The organism is Jingyaoa shaoxingensis (assembly GCF_014385005.1).
In the GTDB taxonomy this organism is placed as follows: Bacteria; Bacillota; Clostridia; order Lachnospirales; family Lachnospiraceae; genus Marvinbryantia; species Marvinbryantia shaoxingensis.
In genome coordinates this window covers 17,695-33,189 of the sequence record NZ_JACRSZ010000008.1, presented here as the reverse complement: position 1 = coordinate 33,189, position 15,495 = coordinate 17,695, and the positions used below count along the sequence as shown (strand labels likewise).

The following is a 15,495-nucleotide window of genomic DNA, read 5'->3' as shown; positions in this document are numbered from 1 at the left end:
TCAAAATTAGGGATTTAAGTGGTGGGAGCATGTCACGAGCCTGTTTCCGATCTATATAGGGATTATCGCAGTGGTTATTTGTCGGAGCAATTCTGTTAAATGGAAAAAATAAAGAATAGTGACTAAGAGTGATGGGCTGTCTGGTTATTTCCGGACAGTCTCTTTTACGTATAATTTCAAATATTCCACCGAAAAAATGCGTATATACTACGTTTTTTCCACCGAAAAAATGTTGACGAAGATAAAATCCGGGAATAAAATAAAGAAAATGAAGTAACTTATAAGCAGGAGGTGGAGGATGGATAGATTTGCATTGGAAAAATTAAAACAGTGGAAAGAAAAAAAGAACAGAAAACCTCTGATTATACGAGGAGCCAGACAGGTTGGAAAGACATGGCTGATGAAAGAATTTGGAAGAACTTGCTTCAAAAAAACAGCTTATGTGAATTTTGACAGTAATATCAGGATGCGTCAGGTATTTGAAGGAGACATTAATATTGAACGAATGATTCTTGCCATTAGTGCTGAGACTGGTGTATCCATAGACAGTCAGGATACACTATTGATTTTCGATGAGGTGCAGGAAGTACCGAAAGCATTGACAGCTTTAAAGTATTTCTGTGAAGAAGCACCGCAATATGCAATTGTGGCAGCAGGATCGCTGCTTGGTGTAGCTATGCATAAAGGAACTTCTTTTCCTGTGGGAAAAGTGGATTTTATGGATCTGTATCCTTTAAATTTTCGGGAGTTCTTGTGTGCATTGGGAGAAGAGAGATTTGTCGAGATACTGGATAGCTCTGATACAGATATGGTTACGATGTTTAAATCAAAATATATGGATCGTGTCAGAGAATACTATTATGTTGGTGGGATGCCGGAAGTCGTGCAGTGTTATGTTGACACAAAAGATTTTAATGAAGTGCGTGAGATTCAGAAAAATCTGTTGAATTATTACCAGCAGGATTTTTCCAAACACGCAGAAGCTACATTGGTTCCAAGATTGAATCTGGTGTGGAATTCTATTCCGATGCAATTGGCAAAGGAAAATAAGAAGTACATTTATGGGCAGGTCAGAGAAGGAGCGCGAGCTAAAGACTTTGAACTGGCGATTCAGTGGCTGATGGATTGCGGATTGATTCATAAAGTACAGAGAATCAAAAAACCAGATCTTCCGCTAAAAGCTTATGTGGATTTGAATGCATTCAAAATATATCTTTTGGATATTGGTCTGCTTATAGCGATGGTGGATTTGGATGCCAGAGTCATCATAGACGGGAATCGGATATTTACAGAATTTAAGGGAGCTTTAACAGAACAATATGTGCTTCAGCAATTTATAGCTGATCTTGGTGTAGAGGTATACTATTATTCTACAGAAAAGTCAAGCGGGGAAATTGATTTCCTGTTACAGGGCAAAAACTCTGTTTTGCCAGTAGAGGTAAAGGCAGAAGAAAATTTGCGAGCTAAAAGCCTGAAATCATTTTGTGAAAAACATCATCCGGCATATGCGGTTCGCACATCCATGTCTGATTATAGAGAACAAGAATGGATGACCAATATTCCGCTGTATAATATCTGTCGCATAAAGCAGTATTTGTAATGCCCATCGAAAAAAACGATAGCCAGTCATAGAATATATTCGATTTTCATTCGGAAACAGATGTGTTATAGTAAGCAGAAAATGAAAAATGAGCAATTGATATGGAAATCAGTGTGAATCTGATACGGTACCGCCACTGTGAATGGGGAGCATCTTGTAAATGTCACTGGGAAGGCAAAAAGAATGCGGAGATCCTAAGTCAGCATTTATTCTCAACGATCTATTGGGATTTCTGCTCATATGAACCTGTTATGGTGTAAAATGAATGATATTACAGATATTATATGGTACAGATAAAAAGGTTTATTGATAAGAAAGGCTCTGGTCGTTAGGATCAGAGTCTTTTTACCTATGCAGAAGGGAAAATAAACATGATGAAACTTGCTTTTTATGGAAAAGGTGGAATAGGGAAAACAACGCAGAGAGAAAAATGCGGTATGCCCGCACAGCGAAAGGAAGATACTGACAGGAAACAGAAAAATTCATCCGAGCAGAACTTCGATTCTGATACCGATTCTGTATATAATCCATTTTTGCAACAATTTCTTTGCAATAAGGCAAAAAATCTTCTCCATCAAAAGTGAGGGTAACGCCATGGCTGGTGCGGTTAAAAATCTGTATACCCAGTTCGGCTTCTGTTTCTTTAACCGCATTAGAAATCGCTGACTGGGTCATGAAAAGCGATTTTGCAGCTTTGGAAATAGAATGGCAGCGGGCAATTTCTATGATGTATCTGAGATTTTGAATGGTCATGATGGTCTCCTGTGGTGACGGAGTTTTCTGGCTCTGCCGATCAAAACTATCTCATATGGAATATTTTTTTCTTTGCAAATCAGGAAATGTGTTTATAATAGAACTAAGTTGATGGTGAGGAGGATGAAGAAATGAAGTTAGAAAATTTTGAAGGTTACACTTATGTAGACGGCGGTGTCTGCGCAGCGCAGGGCTTTGTGGCAAATGGTTTAAATGCCGGAATTAATCCGGATAAGAAGAAAAATGACCTGTGTCTGGTATATAGCAAAGAACCTTGCAGTGCAGCTGGTGTGTATACACTGAATAAAGTAAAGGGTGCGCCGGTCATTGTGACACGTGAGAATCTGAAAAAGAGCCATGGTATCGCGCATGCAATTCTGGCAAATTCCAAGAATGCCAATACCTGTAATTTTGACGGTATTGAGATTGCAGAAAAAGCATGCAAACTGGCGGCAGATCAGCTTGGAATCAAACCGGAAGAAGTGATTATCGGATCAACAGGCGTTATTGGACAGAGACTGTCTATTCAGCCTTTTGAAGAATATATGAAACCACTGGCAGAAGGTATGACGGCAGACGGAAATGACCGGGCTGCTTATGCCATCATGACGACAGATACTGTTATGAAACAGGTAGCAGTGGAATTCAAAATTGGTGATGCTATCTGCCGTATGGGTGGAATGGCAAAAGGAAGCGGTATGATTCATCCGAATATGGCAACTACATTGAACTTCCTTACATCTGATGTGGCGATCACGCCGGAACTCATTCAGAAAGCATTAAGTGACGTGGTAAAAGTTACCTACAATTGTCTCAGTGTAGATGGAGATACTTCTACTAACGATACCGTAACCGTTATGGCAAATGGTCTGGCAGGCAACAAACTGATTGACAAAGAAGGGGAAGATTATGATATCTTCCGTCAGGCTCTGTACATTGTGATGATGAACATGACCCGTATGCTGGCGGCAGACGGAGAAGGGGCAAGCAAACTCCTGGAATGTAGTGTAACCGGTGCACCGGATCAGGAGACTGCAATTATCATTGCAAAAAGTGTGATTCGTTCCCCACTTCTGAAATGTGCCATGTTTGGAGAAGATGCGAACTGGGGACGTGTATTATGTGCTATCGGTTATGCAGAGGCAGAGTTCGACATTGATAAAGTAGATGTGGATTTTGAATCAGAATTCGGAAAAATTGCAGTCTGCAGAGACGGATCCGGAGTAGAATTCTCAGAGGAAATTGCCGCAAAAATCCTTTCCGCAGAAGAAATTCACATATTAGTAGAATTAAAACAGGGCAAAGCACAGGCGAAAGCATGGGGATGTGATCTGACGTATGATTACGTAAAGATCAACGGAGATTATCGTTCATAGGAGCGAGCCATTGGGGAGCCATTGGGGACGGAGGTGATGGAAGATGCCGGAAAAAAAGCATACATATATTGCCATTGATCTGAAATCTTTTTATGCCTCCGTAGAGTGTCGCGAGTTGAAGAAAAATCCTATGGACACCAATTTGGTAGTAGCGGATATTTCGAGGACGGAAAAAACCATATGTCTGGCGGTGTCTCCGTCTCTGAAGGCATATGGAATACCGGGGCGGGCCAGATTATTTGAAGTGGTGCAGAAGGTAAAAGAGATCAACTGCCAGCGTCTGCAGAAGGCACCGGGACATCGGTTTACGGGATCTTCGGCAGATGCAGGGGAACTGGCGGCACATCCTGACTGGAAACTGGACTATATTGTGTCGCAGCCTCGTATGTCGCTTTATCTGCAGCGCAGTACAGATATTTATCATATTTATCTGGAATACATTGCCCCAGAGGATATACATGTGTATTCCATTGATGAAGTGATGATCGATGCGACTCATTATCTTGGCACCTACGGGATGACGGCAGAAGAGCTGGCAGCGAAAATTATGGAAGATATTTATGATGTTACAGGAATGACAGCAACAGCAGGAATCGGAACCAATCTGTATTTGTGCAAGGTTGCCATGGATATTGTTGCCAAACATATGCCGGCAGATGAGCATGGAGCACGAATTGCAGTGCTGGATGAATTCAGTTACCGAAAGCTTTTGTGGAATCACAGACCAATTACGGATTTCTGGCGAGTGGGTCGCGGTTATGCCAGAAAGCTGGCAGAATATGGAATTCACACCATGGGAGACATCGCCAGATGCTCCATTGGGAAAGAAACAGATTTTTATAACGAAGATCTGCTGTACCGGCTTTTTGGAATCAATGCAGAACTTTTGATTGACCATGCCTGGGGCTGGGAACCGGTAGAAATGAGTGATATTAAAAGCTATAAGCCGGAAAATAACAGTATTTGTTCCGGCATGGTACTTCAATGTGCCTACACTGTGGAGAATGCCAGACTGGTTGTGAGAGAAATGACAGATCTGATGTCTTTGGATCTTGTAGAAAAAGGTATGGTGACAGATCAGATCGTGCTGACCATCGGTTATGATATTGAAAATTTATCAAGACCAGAGATTCGAAAGAAGTATCATGGACCGATTACCACAGATCATTATGGACGCCAGGTGCCAAAACACGGCCATGGGACGCAAAATTTAAAGAAGGCTACAGCGTCCACCAGGCTGCTTATGGAGGCAGCAGAAGAATTGTTTGATCGAATTGTCAATCCGGAGCTTTTGATACGGCGTATAACCATCACAGCGAATCATGTGGTGAGAGAAAGCGAAGTTCAGCAGACAACATCATTTGAACAGCTAGACCTTTTTACCGATTATGATGTGCTGGAGAAGCAGCGTAAAGAGGAAGATGTGGAACTGGAGAAAGAAAAGAAGATGCAGCAGGCTATGCTTAGCATTAAAAAGAAATTCGGGAAAAATGCCATATTGAAAGGAATGAATCTGGAAGAAGGCGCGATGGCAAGACAAAGAAATGATCAGATTGGAGGACATAAGGCATGAGCGAAGAAAAGAAAAAAGTGTCCTTTGCTTATGAAGAGATGCTTCATATGCCCCATCATGTATCCGGAAAACATCCACAGATGTCCCGCTATGACCGTGCTGCGCAGTTCTCGCCTTTTGCGGCTCTGACCGGACATGAGGCAGCGGTGCAGGAAGCGGCAAGAGTGACAGAAGAAAGAGCAGAACTGGATGAAGGAGAAAAAGAACGGCTGAATGAGATTCTGTATACACTTCTGGAAAAATATCAGGGTCATCCGGATATTTCGGTTACCTATTTTTGCCCCGATGCGAGAAAATCCGGTGGAAGATATGTAACAGAAACAGGAAGGATCCAGAAGCTGGACACCTTCCGGCGCACGATTCTGCTGGATAACCAGAGCGAGATACCAATGGATCAGATAAGCAATATACAAGAGAAATAACGCCCCTGCATGATAGCAGAGGCGTTTCCTATTTTACGATAAAGTCTGCAAATTTTCCACGAACCAGTTTTGCCAGGTCCTGCGGATTTAATTTTAAGGTGTAACCGATACGGCCGCCGCTGACATAGATCTGATCATAGTCTTTGGCGCTTTCCTGAATATAAGTAGGAAACAGCTTTTTCATACCGATCGGTGTACAGCCGCCCCGTACATAACCTGTGATAGCATTGATATCTTTTACATGAATCATCTCGATGGACTTTTCACCAACAGTCTTTGCAGCAAGTTTCAGATCCACTTCTTCTGCAATTGGCACTACAAATACATAGTAAGCTTTGCTTTTCCCCTGGGCAACCAGTGTTTTAAAAGACTGCTCCACAGGTGCACCGGTTTTTTCTGCGGTGTGCAGCCCGTCAATAAATTCATCACATTCATATGATATCAGTTCATATGGGATTTTGTTCTTATCCAGAATGCGCATTGCATTCGTTTTAACTTCTTTTGCCATATTGTTCTCTCCTCTCTTTGTCACAGATAATCCACTCATCCAGTGTCAGCGGTGTATAGTCCGAATACATGCAGAAACAGTTGATCATGTTACATGGAATATGCATTTCTTTTCCATCCCGTCCAGTTCGGACTGTAGATCTGGTAATATCACTGAACTGCTCTATCAGCCGCTGATCCATGGTGTCATGCACATGCCCGTAGAGCATGTAAGTCTTGTTTTCGCCTTTTTCATTGCGATAGTACTGACCGTTATAGCACATGACCGGATAATGGCTGAGTATTACTTTACGCTTATTATCCTTCAATTCCTCATAATGCTTCATCCAGACGAAGCGGTCAGTTTTATAGGCATTGTTCTGATGGAAGCGGTCGTGGTTCCCGATGATCAGATAGAGTTTGCCGTTTAAGCGGTTTAACAGCTCCTTCGTCTCGTCAGGTTTTCCCCAGGACAGGTCACCCAGAATAACCACTTCATCATTTGACCGGACTTTTGCATTCCATTTTTTCAGCATATAGTTATTCATTTCTTCTGTGTCGGCAAATCCCCGGCAGTCCATTTGGTCATTCAGTTCCCCATGGAAAAAATGACAGTCGGCAATATAATATCTCATATGCTCCTGCTCCCTGCGGTGTTATTCTTAGTTATCCCAGGTGCGGTATCCGTCCGCATTCCAGGTATGGTCACCCTTCAGACGCAGGTACAACTCCGCGTTGGTGGCGTGTTCGTAAGGATATACGAAAAAAATACCTGCCAGTCCGAAAGTGAGAATGCTTAAATAATCCCAGAAGAAAAAAGACCAGTCCAGTTTGAAAGCATTCCATTTCTCACCGGACATCATTTCCCTGCTCTTAAGGAAAACTTCACGGCGCGGCATCTCAGGATGTTCAGCCAGAATATACGGAACCATGCGGTATTCATAGGACTTTATAATACCTGGGATGAATAGAAGCAGGGACCAGAGTAAAACAAAAATATCGCGGCAGAGTACGGTAAGCACAATATTCATATAGTTGCGGTCCTTAAATGCCATGGTCAGGTGATTCAGACCAGTCTGCTCATTCTTATGTCGTGCATTTTCGATAAAAAACTTACAGCCTCCGATACCAATGGGATCCAGTACCAGAATGCCAAGAAGCATGAGAAGCAGGGATGCCGCTCCACCGAGAAAACCGGAAATACTGTCCCATATTACTTGCATCGGTCCCATCACAAACCGTCGCAGCATGCGTAGTGACGGATCCTGTATCAGACCCTCCGCCTGAGCATAGATGGCCTGATAACCATCAGGAGTCAGTTCGCCGTCGGTATTCAGATACAGGGTGTCATTCAGGACAGGGTTCTCAGAACTCTGCGTTCCGTCCATAAAGGCCAGGCTCTGGTAATAAGCATCACTGGCATCCTGCACGGTGGAGGTAGAAGAACCGCCAATAGTCTGGCTTCCGGCGGCAAACAAGAGGATGATACCTGCCAGCATGCATTTCAGATAATTGGCTTTTAATGCTGCCTTTGCATTTCTTTTTAAATCAGATCGTTTCCACATATCTGTCTCCTTTGCATCATTATAAACTCAAAAGCTGTTATAGGATGGTTATGGCTTCGATGAAACGTTAACAATCCCAGCATCCTGTAATTATACTACATGCAGAAGGTAAATAAAATAAAAAAAGAATAAAATACAGGTTGACAAAACGAGAATACTAGTGTACTATGCAACTATGACAGTAATACAGAACGTACGTGTGAGAACTGGTACAGCATACAAAAATTAACTGGACTGATGCCGCAGAGGGAAATTCAGGCAAGTTATGTGGTACAGTTATTTGCAGTATGATGTACTAGGTCAGATATATCAGGATACAATTCCTGGGACGAGGAGGAAACTATGGAATATAATCCTTCGCTGCCGATTTATCTGCAGGTGGCAAATTCTATCAAGCGGGATATTGTGACAGGAAAGCTGGAGCCTGGGGCGAAGTTGCCGTCTGTCAGAGATCTGGCAGTGGAATATACAATTAACCCCAACACGGTCAGCAGAGTGTACCGTGAACTGGAGATGGAGAATGTCTGTTTTACCAGACGAGGCACAGGAACTTTTGTGACACAGGATCCGGAGAAGGTGAGGACAATGAGAAGAGAGATGGCCGGAACATTGATTTATGAATTCCTGGAAGGAATGAAGCAGCTTGGGTATACCCAGGAGGAAGCCATTCGCATTCTGGAGCAGAGTGAATATAAGGAAGACAGATAGGAGACGGTGAGAGTATGTTAGAGAGCAGAGAAGTAACGAAGAACTATGGCAGTAAGATGGCGGTGAGTGGCGTATCACTGAAGCTGGAACCAGGACTTGTATATGCCATGCTGGGACCGAACGGCAGTGGCAAGACTACATGGATGAAGATGGCAGCAGGGCTGGTGAAACCAAGTATGGGTGAGATGCTGTATCAGGGTACTCCGGTTGGAAAAGAGAGTAAGAAGGAGATTGCCTATATGTCTACAGAGCCGTATTTTTACAACTGGATGTCAGTGGCAGATGTGGGAAAATATTATCAGGACTTTTTTGAAGATTTTTCCATGGAGCGCTATCAGCAGATGCTGGATCGGATGGAGCTGACAGAGGATATGAAGGCAAAGAAGCTGTCTTCCGGTATGATGGCGAAGTTGAAGATTGCTGTCACTATGGCGAGAAGTGCGAAAATTTATCTGCTGGATGAACCGCTGAACGGGATCGATCTTCTGGCGAGAGACCAGATCATGACCAGTATACTGGAAGCTGTGGATAAAGATGTGACGCTGGTGGTTTCCAGTCATTTGGTGGATGAACTGGAGCGGGTAGTGGATGCTGCCATTTTTATGAAGGAAGGACAGCTGGTGGAACAGTGTATGGTAGAAGATCTGCGCATGAACCGCAATAAATCAGTAGTTGACTTATATCGTGAAATCTATGGACATGGGGGAGAGGCACAATGTTAAAATTAATGAAATACGAATTTCGCAAGACAGCATTTTCCAAGCTTATTCTTCTGGCACTTACGGCAGTATCAGAAGTGGCATTTTTGCTGGGAATATTCCTGGAAAAGAATAATCTTCTGGCAATGGGAGAGATATTTTTGCTTTTATGTGCAGTGATCGGTATCGCTTATATTGGCCTGGAGAGCGTGATGGTACTGCAGAGAGATCTGAATACGAAGCAGAGTTATATGTTATTTCTCACACCCCACAGCAGCTACGAGATTCTTGGGGCAAAAGTACTGGAGAATGGCATCTCGATTCTGGTAACAGGTATTTTCTTTGTACTGGTAGCAGCATTGGACTTTACGGTTGCCACAGCATACATTGGAGGAGTAAAAGAGGTCATGGATATGTTGAAGTCCTTTCTGGATGTCAGCATGAGAATTACAGTGGATCCTGTGCAGATGATGTTTGTATTTTTTACCGCGCTGGCAGGCTGGATCGTTTATATCGTGAATGCAGATCTGGCTGTCATCCTTTCAGCAACTGTTCTGGCAGGAAAAAAGGCCAGTGGTCTGGCAGCATTTGTGATTTTCCTGATTCTGTCATGGCTCTTTGGAACCGGAATGGATCATCTGCCGGAACTGTCTGATATGGATCTGCAGTATGCACTGTATATTGCAGCGGCACTGGTTATAGCGATTCTGGTATATCTGTTCAGCGGATGGATTATGGAGAAGAAATTAAGTGTATAAGAGATGTTGCCGGATACAGATTAGAGACCGGAATACAACACAAATGTGACAAAGTTTTACTTGAATGAGAATAAATACTTGTGTAAAATAGACATGCAGGGACAAAAAAGCGTTCCTGCATGTCTGTTTTATGTTTATAAACACAGGAGGTTTTTACATATTATGAAGAAGAAAATCATTGTTGCAGGACATATATGTGTGGATATTACACCGGCGATTCAGGGAAAAAATGTGAGCAAGATTCAGGAATTGCTGATTCCGGGCAAGCTGATTGAAGTGGGGAATGCAACGGTCAGCACCGGCGGAGCGGTGGCGAATACAGGGCTTGCCATGAAGATTCTGGGAGCCAATGTTTCTCTCATGGGAAAAATCGGCGATGATGCATTTGGTGAAATTGTAAAAAATGTACTGAAAAAATATGACGTGGAAGAGGAACTGTCGGTTTCCGACACAGAGGCAACTTCTTATACGGTAGTTGTGGCAGTGCCGGGAATTGATCGGATTTTTCTGCACAATCCGGGAGCCAATAATGCATTTTATACAGAAGATATCTCGGAAGAAGAATTGAAGGATGCGGCACTGTTCCATTTTGGATATCCGCCAATCATGCGTTCTATGTATGTGAACGATGGCGAAGAACTGGTAAAGATGATGAAGAAAGTAAAGGAAGCGGGCGTAGCAACTTCTATGGATCTGGCTGCTGTGGATGAGGCTTCAGAGGCAGGAAAAGTAGACTGGTATCATGTGCTGGAGAGAGTCATGCCGTATATTGATATTTTTGTCCCAAGTGTGGAAGAACTCTGTTATATGCTGGACAAAGAACGGTTCCGGGAATGGCAGGAACGCGCAGCAGGCAAAGATGTGACAGAGGTACTGGATATTGAGAAGGATGTAAAGCCTCTGGCACAGGAATGTATGAAGATGGGAGCTAAGATTCTTCTTCTGAAGTGTGGTGTGCCAGGCATGTATTTCTGCAGTACATCCAGAGAAGCATTGACCCAGATCAGTGACAGACTTGACCTGGACACAGATGCATGGGCTGAAAAAGAGTATTTTGAAAAGAGTTATGTACCGGAAAAGGTGTTGTCAGGAACAGGTGCGGGAGATACATCGATTGCAGCATTCCTGACAGCGATGGCAGATGGCTATACACCGGAAGATGCACTGCATCTGGCTGCGGGAACCGGGGCATCCTGCGTAGCAGCGTATGATGCATTAAGTGGTCTGAAGTCTTTTGAGGAATTAAAGAAAAAGATCGAAGCCGGATGGGACAAAGTAGATTTCATTTAATCGATGACCGGATGTACAGGATGCATAGTTCGAAAAATCTATAATTCACGAGTAGGGAGGACGTAAGCTTGGCAAAATATATTATGGCGCTGGATGCGGGAACGACCAGTAACCGCTGTATTCTATTTGATGAAAAAGGCACGATGTGCAGTGTGGCACAGCGGGAATTCAAACAGTATTTCCCACAGCCGGGATGGGTGGAGCATGATGCAGATGAGATCTGGGCGAGTCAGCTTGGAGTCGCAGTAGAAGCAATGAGCATGATTGGTGCATCAGCAAAGGATATTGCGGCAATCGGCATTACCAATCAGCGTGAAACAGTGATTATCTGGGATAAGAATACGGGTGAACCGATTTATCATGCCATTGTTTGGCAGTGCCGCCGGACATCAGAGTATTGCGATTCTCTGAAAGAAAAGGGGCTGACGGAGGTATTCCGGAAGAAGACCGGACTGGTGATTGATGCCTATTTTTCTGCAACAAAGATCCGGTGGATTCTGAAGCATGTGCCGGGAGCGCGGGAACGGGCAGAAAAGGGTGAACTGCTTTTTGGAACAGTGGAGACCTGGCTGATCTGGAAGCTGACCAAAGGGGAAGTACATGTGACGGATTACAGCAATGCATCCAGAACCATGCTCTTTAATATCAATACGTTGCAGTGGGATGATGAGATTCTGAAGGAACTGAATATTCTGAAGTGCATGCTTCCGGATGTGAAGCCATCCAGCTGTATCTATGGAAAAACTGATCCGTCTTATCTTGGCGGAAGTATTCCGATTGCAGGGGCAGCAGGTGATCAGCAGGCAGCATTATTTGGACAGACTTGTTTTTCGGCAGGAGAGGCGAAAAATACCTACGGAACAGGCTGCTTTATGCTGATGAATACCGGGGAAAAACCGGTTTTCTCCCAAAATGGACTGGTAACGACCATTGCCTGGGGACTGGACGGAAAAGTTAATTATGCGCTGGAAGGCTCTATTTTTGTAGCAGGAGCATCTATTCAGTGGCTGAGAGATGAGATGCGGATGATTGATTCCGCACAGGATTCGGAGTACATGGCAAAGAAAGTGAAAGATACCAATGGCTGCTATGTGGTTCCCGCATTTACGGGACTGGGTGCACCCCACTGGGATCAGTATGCAAGGGGAACTATCGTAGGAATTACACGGGGAGTAAATAAGTATCATATTATCCGTGCAACGCTGGAGTCAATTGCTTATCAGGTCAATGATGTACTGGAAGCTATGAAAGCAGATTCGGGTATTGATCTGTCTGCTTTGAAGGTAGACGGAGGTGCCAGTGCCAATGATTTTCTGATGCAGACACAGGCAGATATTATGAATGCACCGGTGAAACGTCCGGGCTGCGTGGAGACGACTGCAATGGGAGCTGCATATCTGGCGGGATTGGCAGTCGGTTACTGGAAAAATAAAGAAGAAGTTCAGAAGAACTGGGCTGTTGATCAGGTGTTTTATCCGGAGATCACAGAAGAGGAACGGCAGCGACGGTTAAAAGGCTGGAACAAAGCAGTAAAATATGCTTATGGCTGGGCAAAAGAAGAATCGTAAAAATACAGGAGCGGAAGATTCGATCAGTTCGAATCCACCGCTCCTTTTATAATATGGAGGATCTATATAATATTAAGCGCCCATATGTATTGTTACGTGATATTCTTTTTTACCTGCTTCGAAAGGAATCAGACAACCGTCGTAATCTTTTCCATCTACAGTAACTTTCTGAACACCTTTCTGAACATGATCTGGATTTACCACATCAATGTAATACATGGCGTCACGGAAACGACGTGTAAGCTGAAAATCACCGAAGTCTTCCGGAATACATGGATCGATGGTCAGACCCTTGTAAGATGGCTGCACACCCAGGATTGCCTGAGATAAGTTACAGAATGTCCATGCAGCAGTTCCGGTCAGCCAGCTGTTCTTTGCTTCACCGTGGAATTTGGCATCGGCACCGGCAACCATCTGAGAATATACATAAGGTTCTGTGCGATGTATCTCGCTGATGTCCTCAATATAAGAAGGGCAAGTTTTTTTGTAGATCTCAAAAGCACGATTTCCGCGTCCGATAACAGTTTCTGCCATAGATACCCATGGATTGTTGTGGCAGAAAATACCGGCATTTTCTTTATATCCTGGTGGGTAGGAAGAGATCTCACCAAGATTCAGATAGTAATGTGTATATGCCGGCTGGAGAATCATTACACCGTATTTGGTATCCAGACGTTCTTTTACAGAATCCAGAGCTTTCTCTGCAAGTCCTTCTTCTACACCGATGCCAGCCAGAACACAGAATCCCTGTGGTTCGATAAAAATCTTACCTTCTTCACATTCGTCGGAACCAACTTTCTTACCTTCTGCATCGTATGCACGCAGGAACCATTCGCCGTCCCATCCGGCATCCAGAACGGTCTGATACATATCGGCAACTGCAGATTCTGCCTGTTCTGCCAGATCTTCGTGACCGGAGAGACGGCTGATATCTGCAAATTCTTTTCCATATTTTACAAACATACCTGCAATAAATACAGATTCAGCAACAGGGCCTTCGGAAGGACCGGTAGTCTGGAAGGATTCCCCAGGTTCTTTGGAGAAGCAGTTCAGATTCAGACAGTCATTCCAGTCAGCACGTCCGATCAGAGGCAGCTTGTGCGGACCGAGATGTGTGCAGGTATAGGTAAAGGAGCGGTGCAGATGTTCGTACAGTGTATCTGCTTTTTCCTTTTGATTATCAAAGTTTACCATTTCATCCAGAATACTGAAGTCTCCGGTCTCTTTCAGATAAGCGGAAACAGCGGCAATCAGCCACAATGGGTCATCGTTAAATCCGCTGCCGATATCCAGATTCCCTTTTTTGGTCAGAGGCTGGTACTGATGATAAGCACTTCCATCTTCAAACTGGGTAGCAGCAATATCCAGAATACGTTCTCTCGCACGTTCCGGAATCAGATGTACGAAGCCAAGCAGATCCTGACAGGAATCACGGAATCCCATACCACGTCCGGTTCCGGATTCGTAGTAGGATGCAGACCGGGACATATTGAAGGTAATCATACACTGATACTGGTTCCAGATATTTGCCATGCGGTTTACATGAGGATCATGGCTCTTTACCGTGTAGCGGGAAAGAAGCTGATCCCAGTAAGCATGCAGGTTATCAAAGGCTTTTGCTACCTGTTCTTCGGTAGAAAAACGTTCGATCAGGGCATGAGCCGGAGCCTTGTTAATGATATTCGGAGCTTCCCATTTCTGATCCTGCGGATTCTCGCAGTATCCCAGCAGGAAAATCAGTTCTCTGGATTCGCCAGGCTGTAAGGTCAGATTGATCTGATGACTGGCAATCGGATACCATCCGCTGGCTACAGAATTACGGCATTTTCCTTCTGTAACTGCATCTGGGAATGCATTACCATTACCCAGTCCAAGGAATTCATCACGGCTGGTGTCATAAGCATCAATATCAGAATTTACTGTGAAGAAACTGTAGTGGTTACGGCGTTCACGATATTCAGTTTTGTGATAAACAGTGCTTCCTTCAATCTCCACTTCACCGGTACTTAAGTTTCTCTGGAAGTTGGTCATATCGTCCATGGCATTCCACAGACAAAATTCTACATAAGAGAAAAGTGAAATCTGTTTTTCCTGGTCTGAATGGTTGGTCAGTACCAGACGGTTGATTTCACAGGAAGCATCAACCGGAACAAAGGCAAGCAGATTTGCTTCCAGTCCGTTTTTGGACGAAATAAAACGGCTGTATCCCATACCATGACGGCATTCATAGGAATCTACCGGTGTTTTGGATGGCATGGTGCCGGGATTCCAGATGGTGTCACCATCTTTGATATAGTAATACTTTCCGTTAGAATCAATCGGCAGTGCATTATAACGATAACGGGTGATCCGCAGCAGCTTTGCATCTTTATAGAAGCTGTATCCACCGCATGTATTGGAAATCAGGGAGAAGAAACCTTCTGTGCCCAGATAGTTGATCCACGGGAGTGGTGTGGCAGGGGTAGTAATGACATATTCTCTGGCTTCATCATCAAAATGACCGAATTTCATAATTATAAACCTCCATCAAATAACTGAAAAAATGTGTGGAAACAATTTAAGAAATAAAACGAAAAAACGAAAACGGAAAATGAAAACCGAAAAGAATAAAATTTTATAACGAAAAGATATGAATTTGACTTTCCCTAAGTATAGCGGATGATGGAGAGAAAAGCAACTGTTTTTTCGATATATAAAA

14 protein-coding genes and 1 riboswitch are annotated in these 15,495 nt (G+C 43.7%); of the genes, 9 read left to right on the top strand and 5 right to left on the bottom strand.

Annotation, left to right across the window (positions count from 1 at the left end; all coding sequences use genetic code 11):
• Nucleotides 1–298 precede the first annotated feature (298 nt).
• The gene (locus tag H8716_RS08880) at nucleotides 299–1,600 is read left to right on the top strand and encodes an ATP-binding protein (protein WP_249308239.1); all 1,302 of its coding nucleotides are present in this window, start codon (nucleotides 299–301) and stop codon (nucleotides 1,598–1,600) included.
• Nucleotides 1,601–1,704: 104 nt separating this feature from the next.
• Nucleotides 1,705–1,807: riboswitch (cobalamin riboswitch) on the top strand.
• Nucleotides 1,808–1,945: 138 nt separating this feature from the next.
• Here H8716_RS08880 and H8716_RS08875 read toward each other — a convergent pair.
• Nucleotides 1,946–2,353 carry a LysR family transcriptional regulator gene (locus tag H8716_RS08875; RefSeq protein ID WP_249308237.1) on the bottom strand — a complete coding sequence of 136 codons (408 nt, stop codon included), beginning with the start codon at nucleotides 2,351–2,353 and terminating at the stop codon, nucleotides 1,946–1,948.
• Nucleotides 2,354–2,484: 131 nt separating this feature from the next.
• Here H8716_RS08875 and argJ point away from each other — a divergent pair, with 131 nt between their 5' ends.
• Genes argJ through H8716_RS08860 form a run of 3 tightly spaced genes read left to right on the top strand, consistent with a single transcriptional unit; the run spans nucleotide 2,485 to nucleotide 5,724 of the window.
• Nucleotides 2,485–3,729, top strand: coding sequence for a bifunctional glutamate N-acetyltransferase/amino-acid acetyltransferase ArgJ (gene argJ / locus H8716_RS08870; protein WP_249308236.1), 1,245 nt, complete (start codon nucleotides 2,485–2,487; stop codon nucleotides 3,727–3,729).
• A gap of 43 nt (nucleotides 3,730–3,772) precedes the next feature.
• Nucleotides 3,773–5,302 (top strand): Y-family DNA polymerase, encoded by a 1,530-nt coding sequence (locus tag H8716_RS08865; protein WP_249308235.1) that lies wholly within the window; start codon nucleotides 3,773–3,775, stop codon nucleotides 5,300–5,302.
• Nucleotides 5,299–5,724 (top strand): hypothetical protein, encoded by a 426-nt coding sequence (locus H8716_RS08860; protein ID WP_249308232.1) that lies wholly within the window; start codon nucleotides 5,299–5,301, stop codon nucleotides 5,722–5,724. Before H8716_RS08865 ends, H8716_RS08860 begins: the two co-directional genes overlap by 4 nt.
• 28 nt (nucleotides 5,725–5,752) lie before the next feature.
• On the opposite strand, the gene ybaK is transcribed toward H8716_RS08860, so the two are convergent.
• Genes ybaK through H8716_RS08845 form a run of 3 tightly spaced genes read right to left on the bottom strand, consistent with a single transcriptional unit; the run spans nucleotide 5,753 to nucleotide 7,775 of the window.
• The gene (gene ybaK / locus H8716_RS08855; protein ID WP_249308230.1) at nucleotides 5,753–6,232 is read right to left on the bottom strand and encodes a Cys-tRNA(Pro) deacylase; all 480 of its coding nucleotides are present in this window, start codon (nucleotides 6,230–6,232) and stop codon (nucleotides 5,753–5,755) included.
• Nucleotides 6,216–6,845, bottom strand: a complete 630-nt coding sequence (locus H8716_RS08850; protein ID WP_249308228.1) for a metallophosphoesterase — start codon at nucleotides 6,843–6,845, stop codon at nucleotides 6,216–6,218. Before H8716_RS08850 ends, ybaK begins: the two co-directional genes overlap by 17 nt.
• 27 nt (nucleotides 6,846–6,872) lie before the next feature.
• On the bottom strand, nucleotides 6,873–7,775 hold the full coding sequence (locus H8716_RS08845; RefSeq protein WP_249308227.1) for a DUF975 family protein: 903 nt from the start codon (nucleotides 7,773–7,775) through the stop codon (nucleotides 6,873–6,875).
• Nucleotides 7,776–8,117: 342 nt separating this feature from the next.
• Between H8716_RS08845 and H8716_RS08840 the strand changes: the two genes are divergently transcribed.
• The 5 genes from H8716_RS08840 to glpK all read left to right on the top strand — a co-directional run bounded on the left by H8716_RS08840 (nucleotide 8,118) and on the right by glpK (nucleotide 12,797).
• A complete protein-coding gene (locus H8716_RS08840; protein ID WP_249308226.1) occupies nucleotides 8,118–8,483 on the top strand; it encodes a GntR family transcriptional regulator in 366 nt (121 codons plus the stop codon).
• A gap of 14 nt (nucleotides 8,484–8,497) precedes the next feature.
• The gene (locus H8716_RS08835) at nucleotides 8,498–9,205 is read left to right on the top strand and encodes an ABC transporter ATP-binding protein (RefSeq protein WP_249308224.1); all 708 of its coding nucleotides are present in this window, start codon (nucleotides 8,498–8,500) and stop codon (nucleotides 9,203–9,205) included.
• Nucleotides 9,199–9,939 (top strand): hypothetical protein, encoded by a 741-nt coding sequence (locus tag H8716_RS08830; RefSeq protein ID WP_249308223.1) that lies wholly within the window; start codon nucleotides 9,199–9,201, stop codon nucleotides 9,937–9,939. Before H8716_RS08835 ends, H8716_RS08830 begins: the two co-directional genes overlap by 7 nt.
• Before the next feature lie 162 nt (nucleotides 9,940–10,101).
• On the top strand, nucleotides 10,102–11,229 hold the full coding sequence (locus tag H8716_RS08825; RefSeq protein WP_249308221.1) for a carbohydrate kinase family protein: 1,128 nt from the start codon (nucleotides 10,102–10,104) through the stop codon (nucleotides 11,227–11,229).
• Between the two features lie 68 nt (nucleotides 11,230–11,297).
• A complete protein-coding gene (glpK, locus tag H8716_RS08820; protein WP_249308219.1) occupies nucleotides 11,298–12,797 on the top strand; it encodes a glycerol kinase GlpK in 1,500 nt (499 codons plus the stop codon).
• A gap of 72 nt (nucleotides 12,798–12,869) precedes the next feature.
• Here the strand turns inward: glpK and H8716_RS08815 are convergent, their stop codons facing one another.
• Nucleotides 12,870–15,308 (bottom strand): GH36-type glycosyl hydrolase domain-containing protein, encoded by a 2,439-nt coding sequence (locus H8716_RS08815; RefSeq protein WP_249308217.1) that lies wholly within the window; start codon nucleotides 15,306–15,308, stop codon nucleotides 12,870–12,872.
• Between the last annotated feature and the right edge of the window lie 187 nt (nucleotides 15,309–15,495).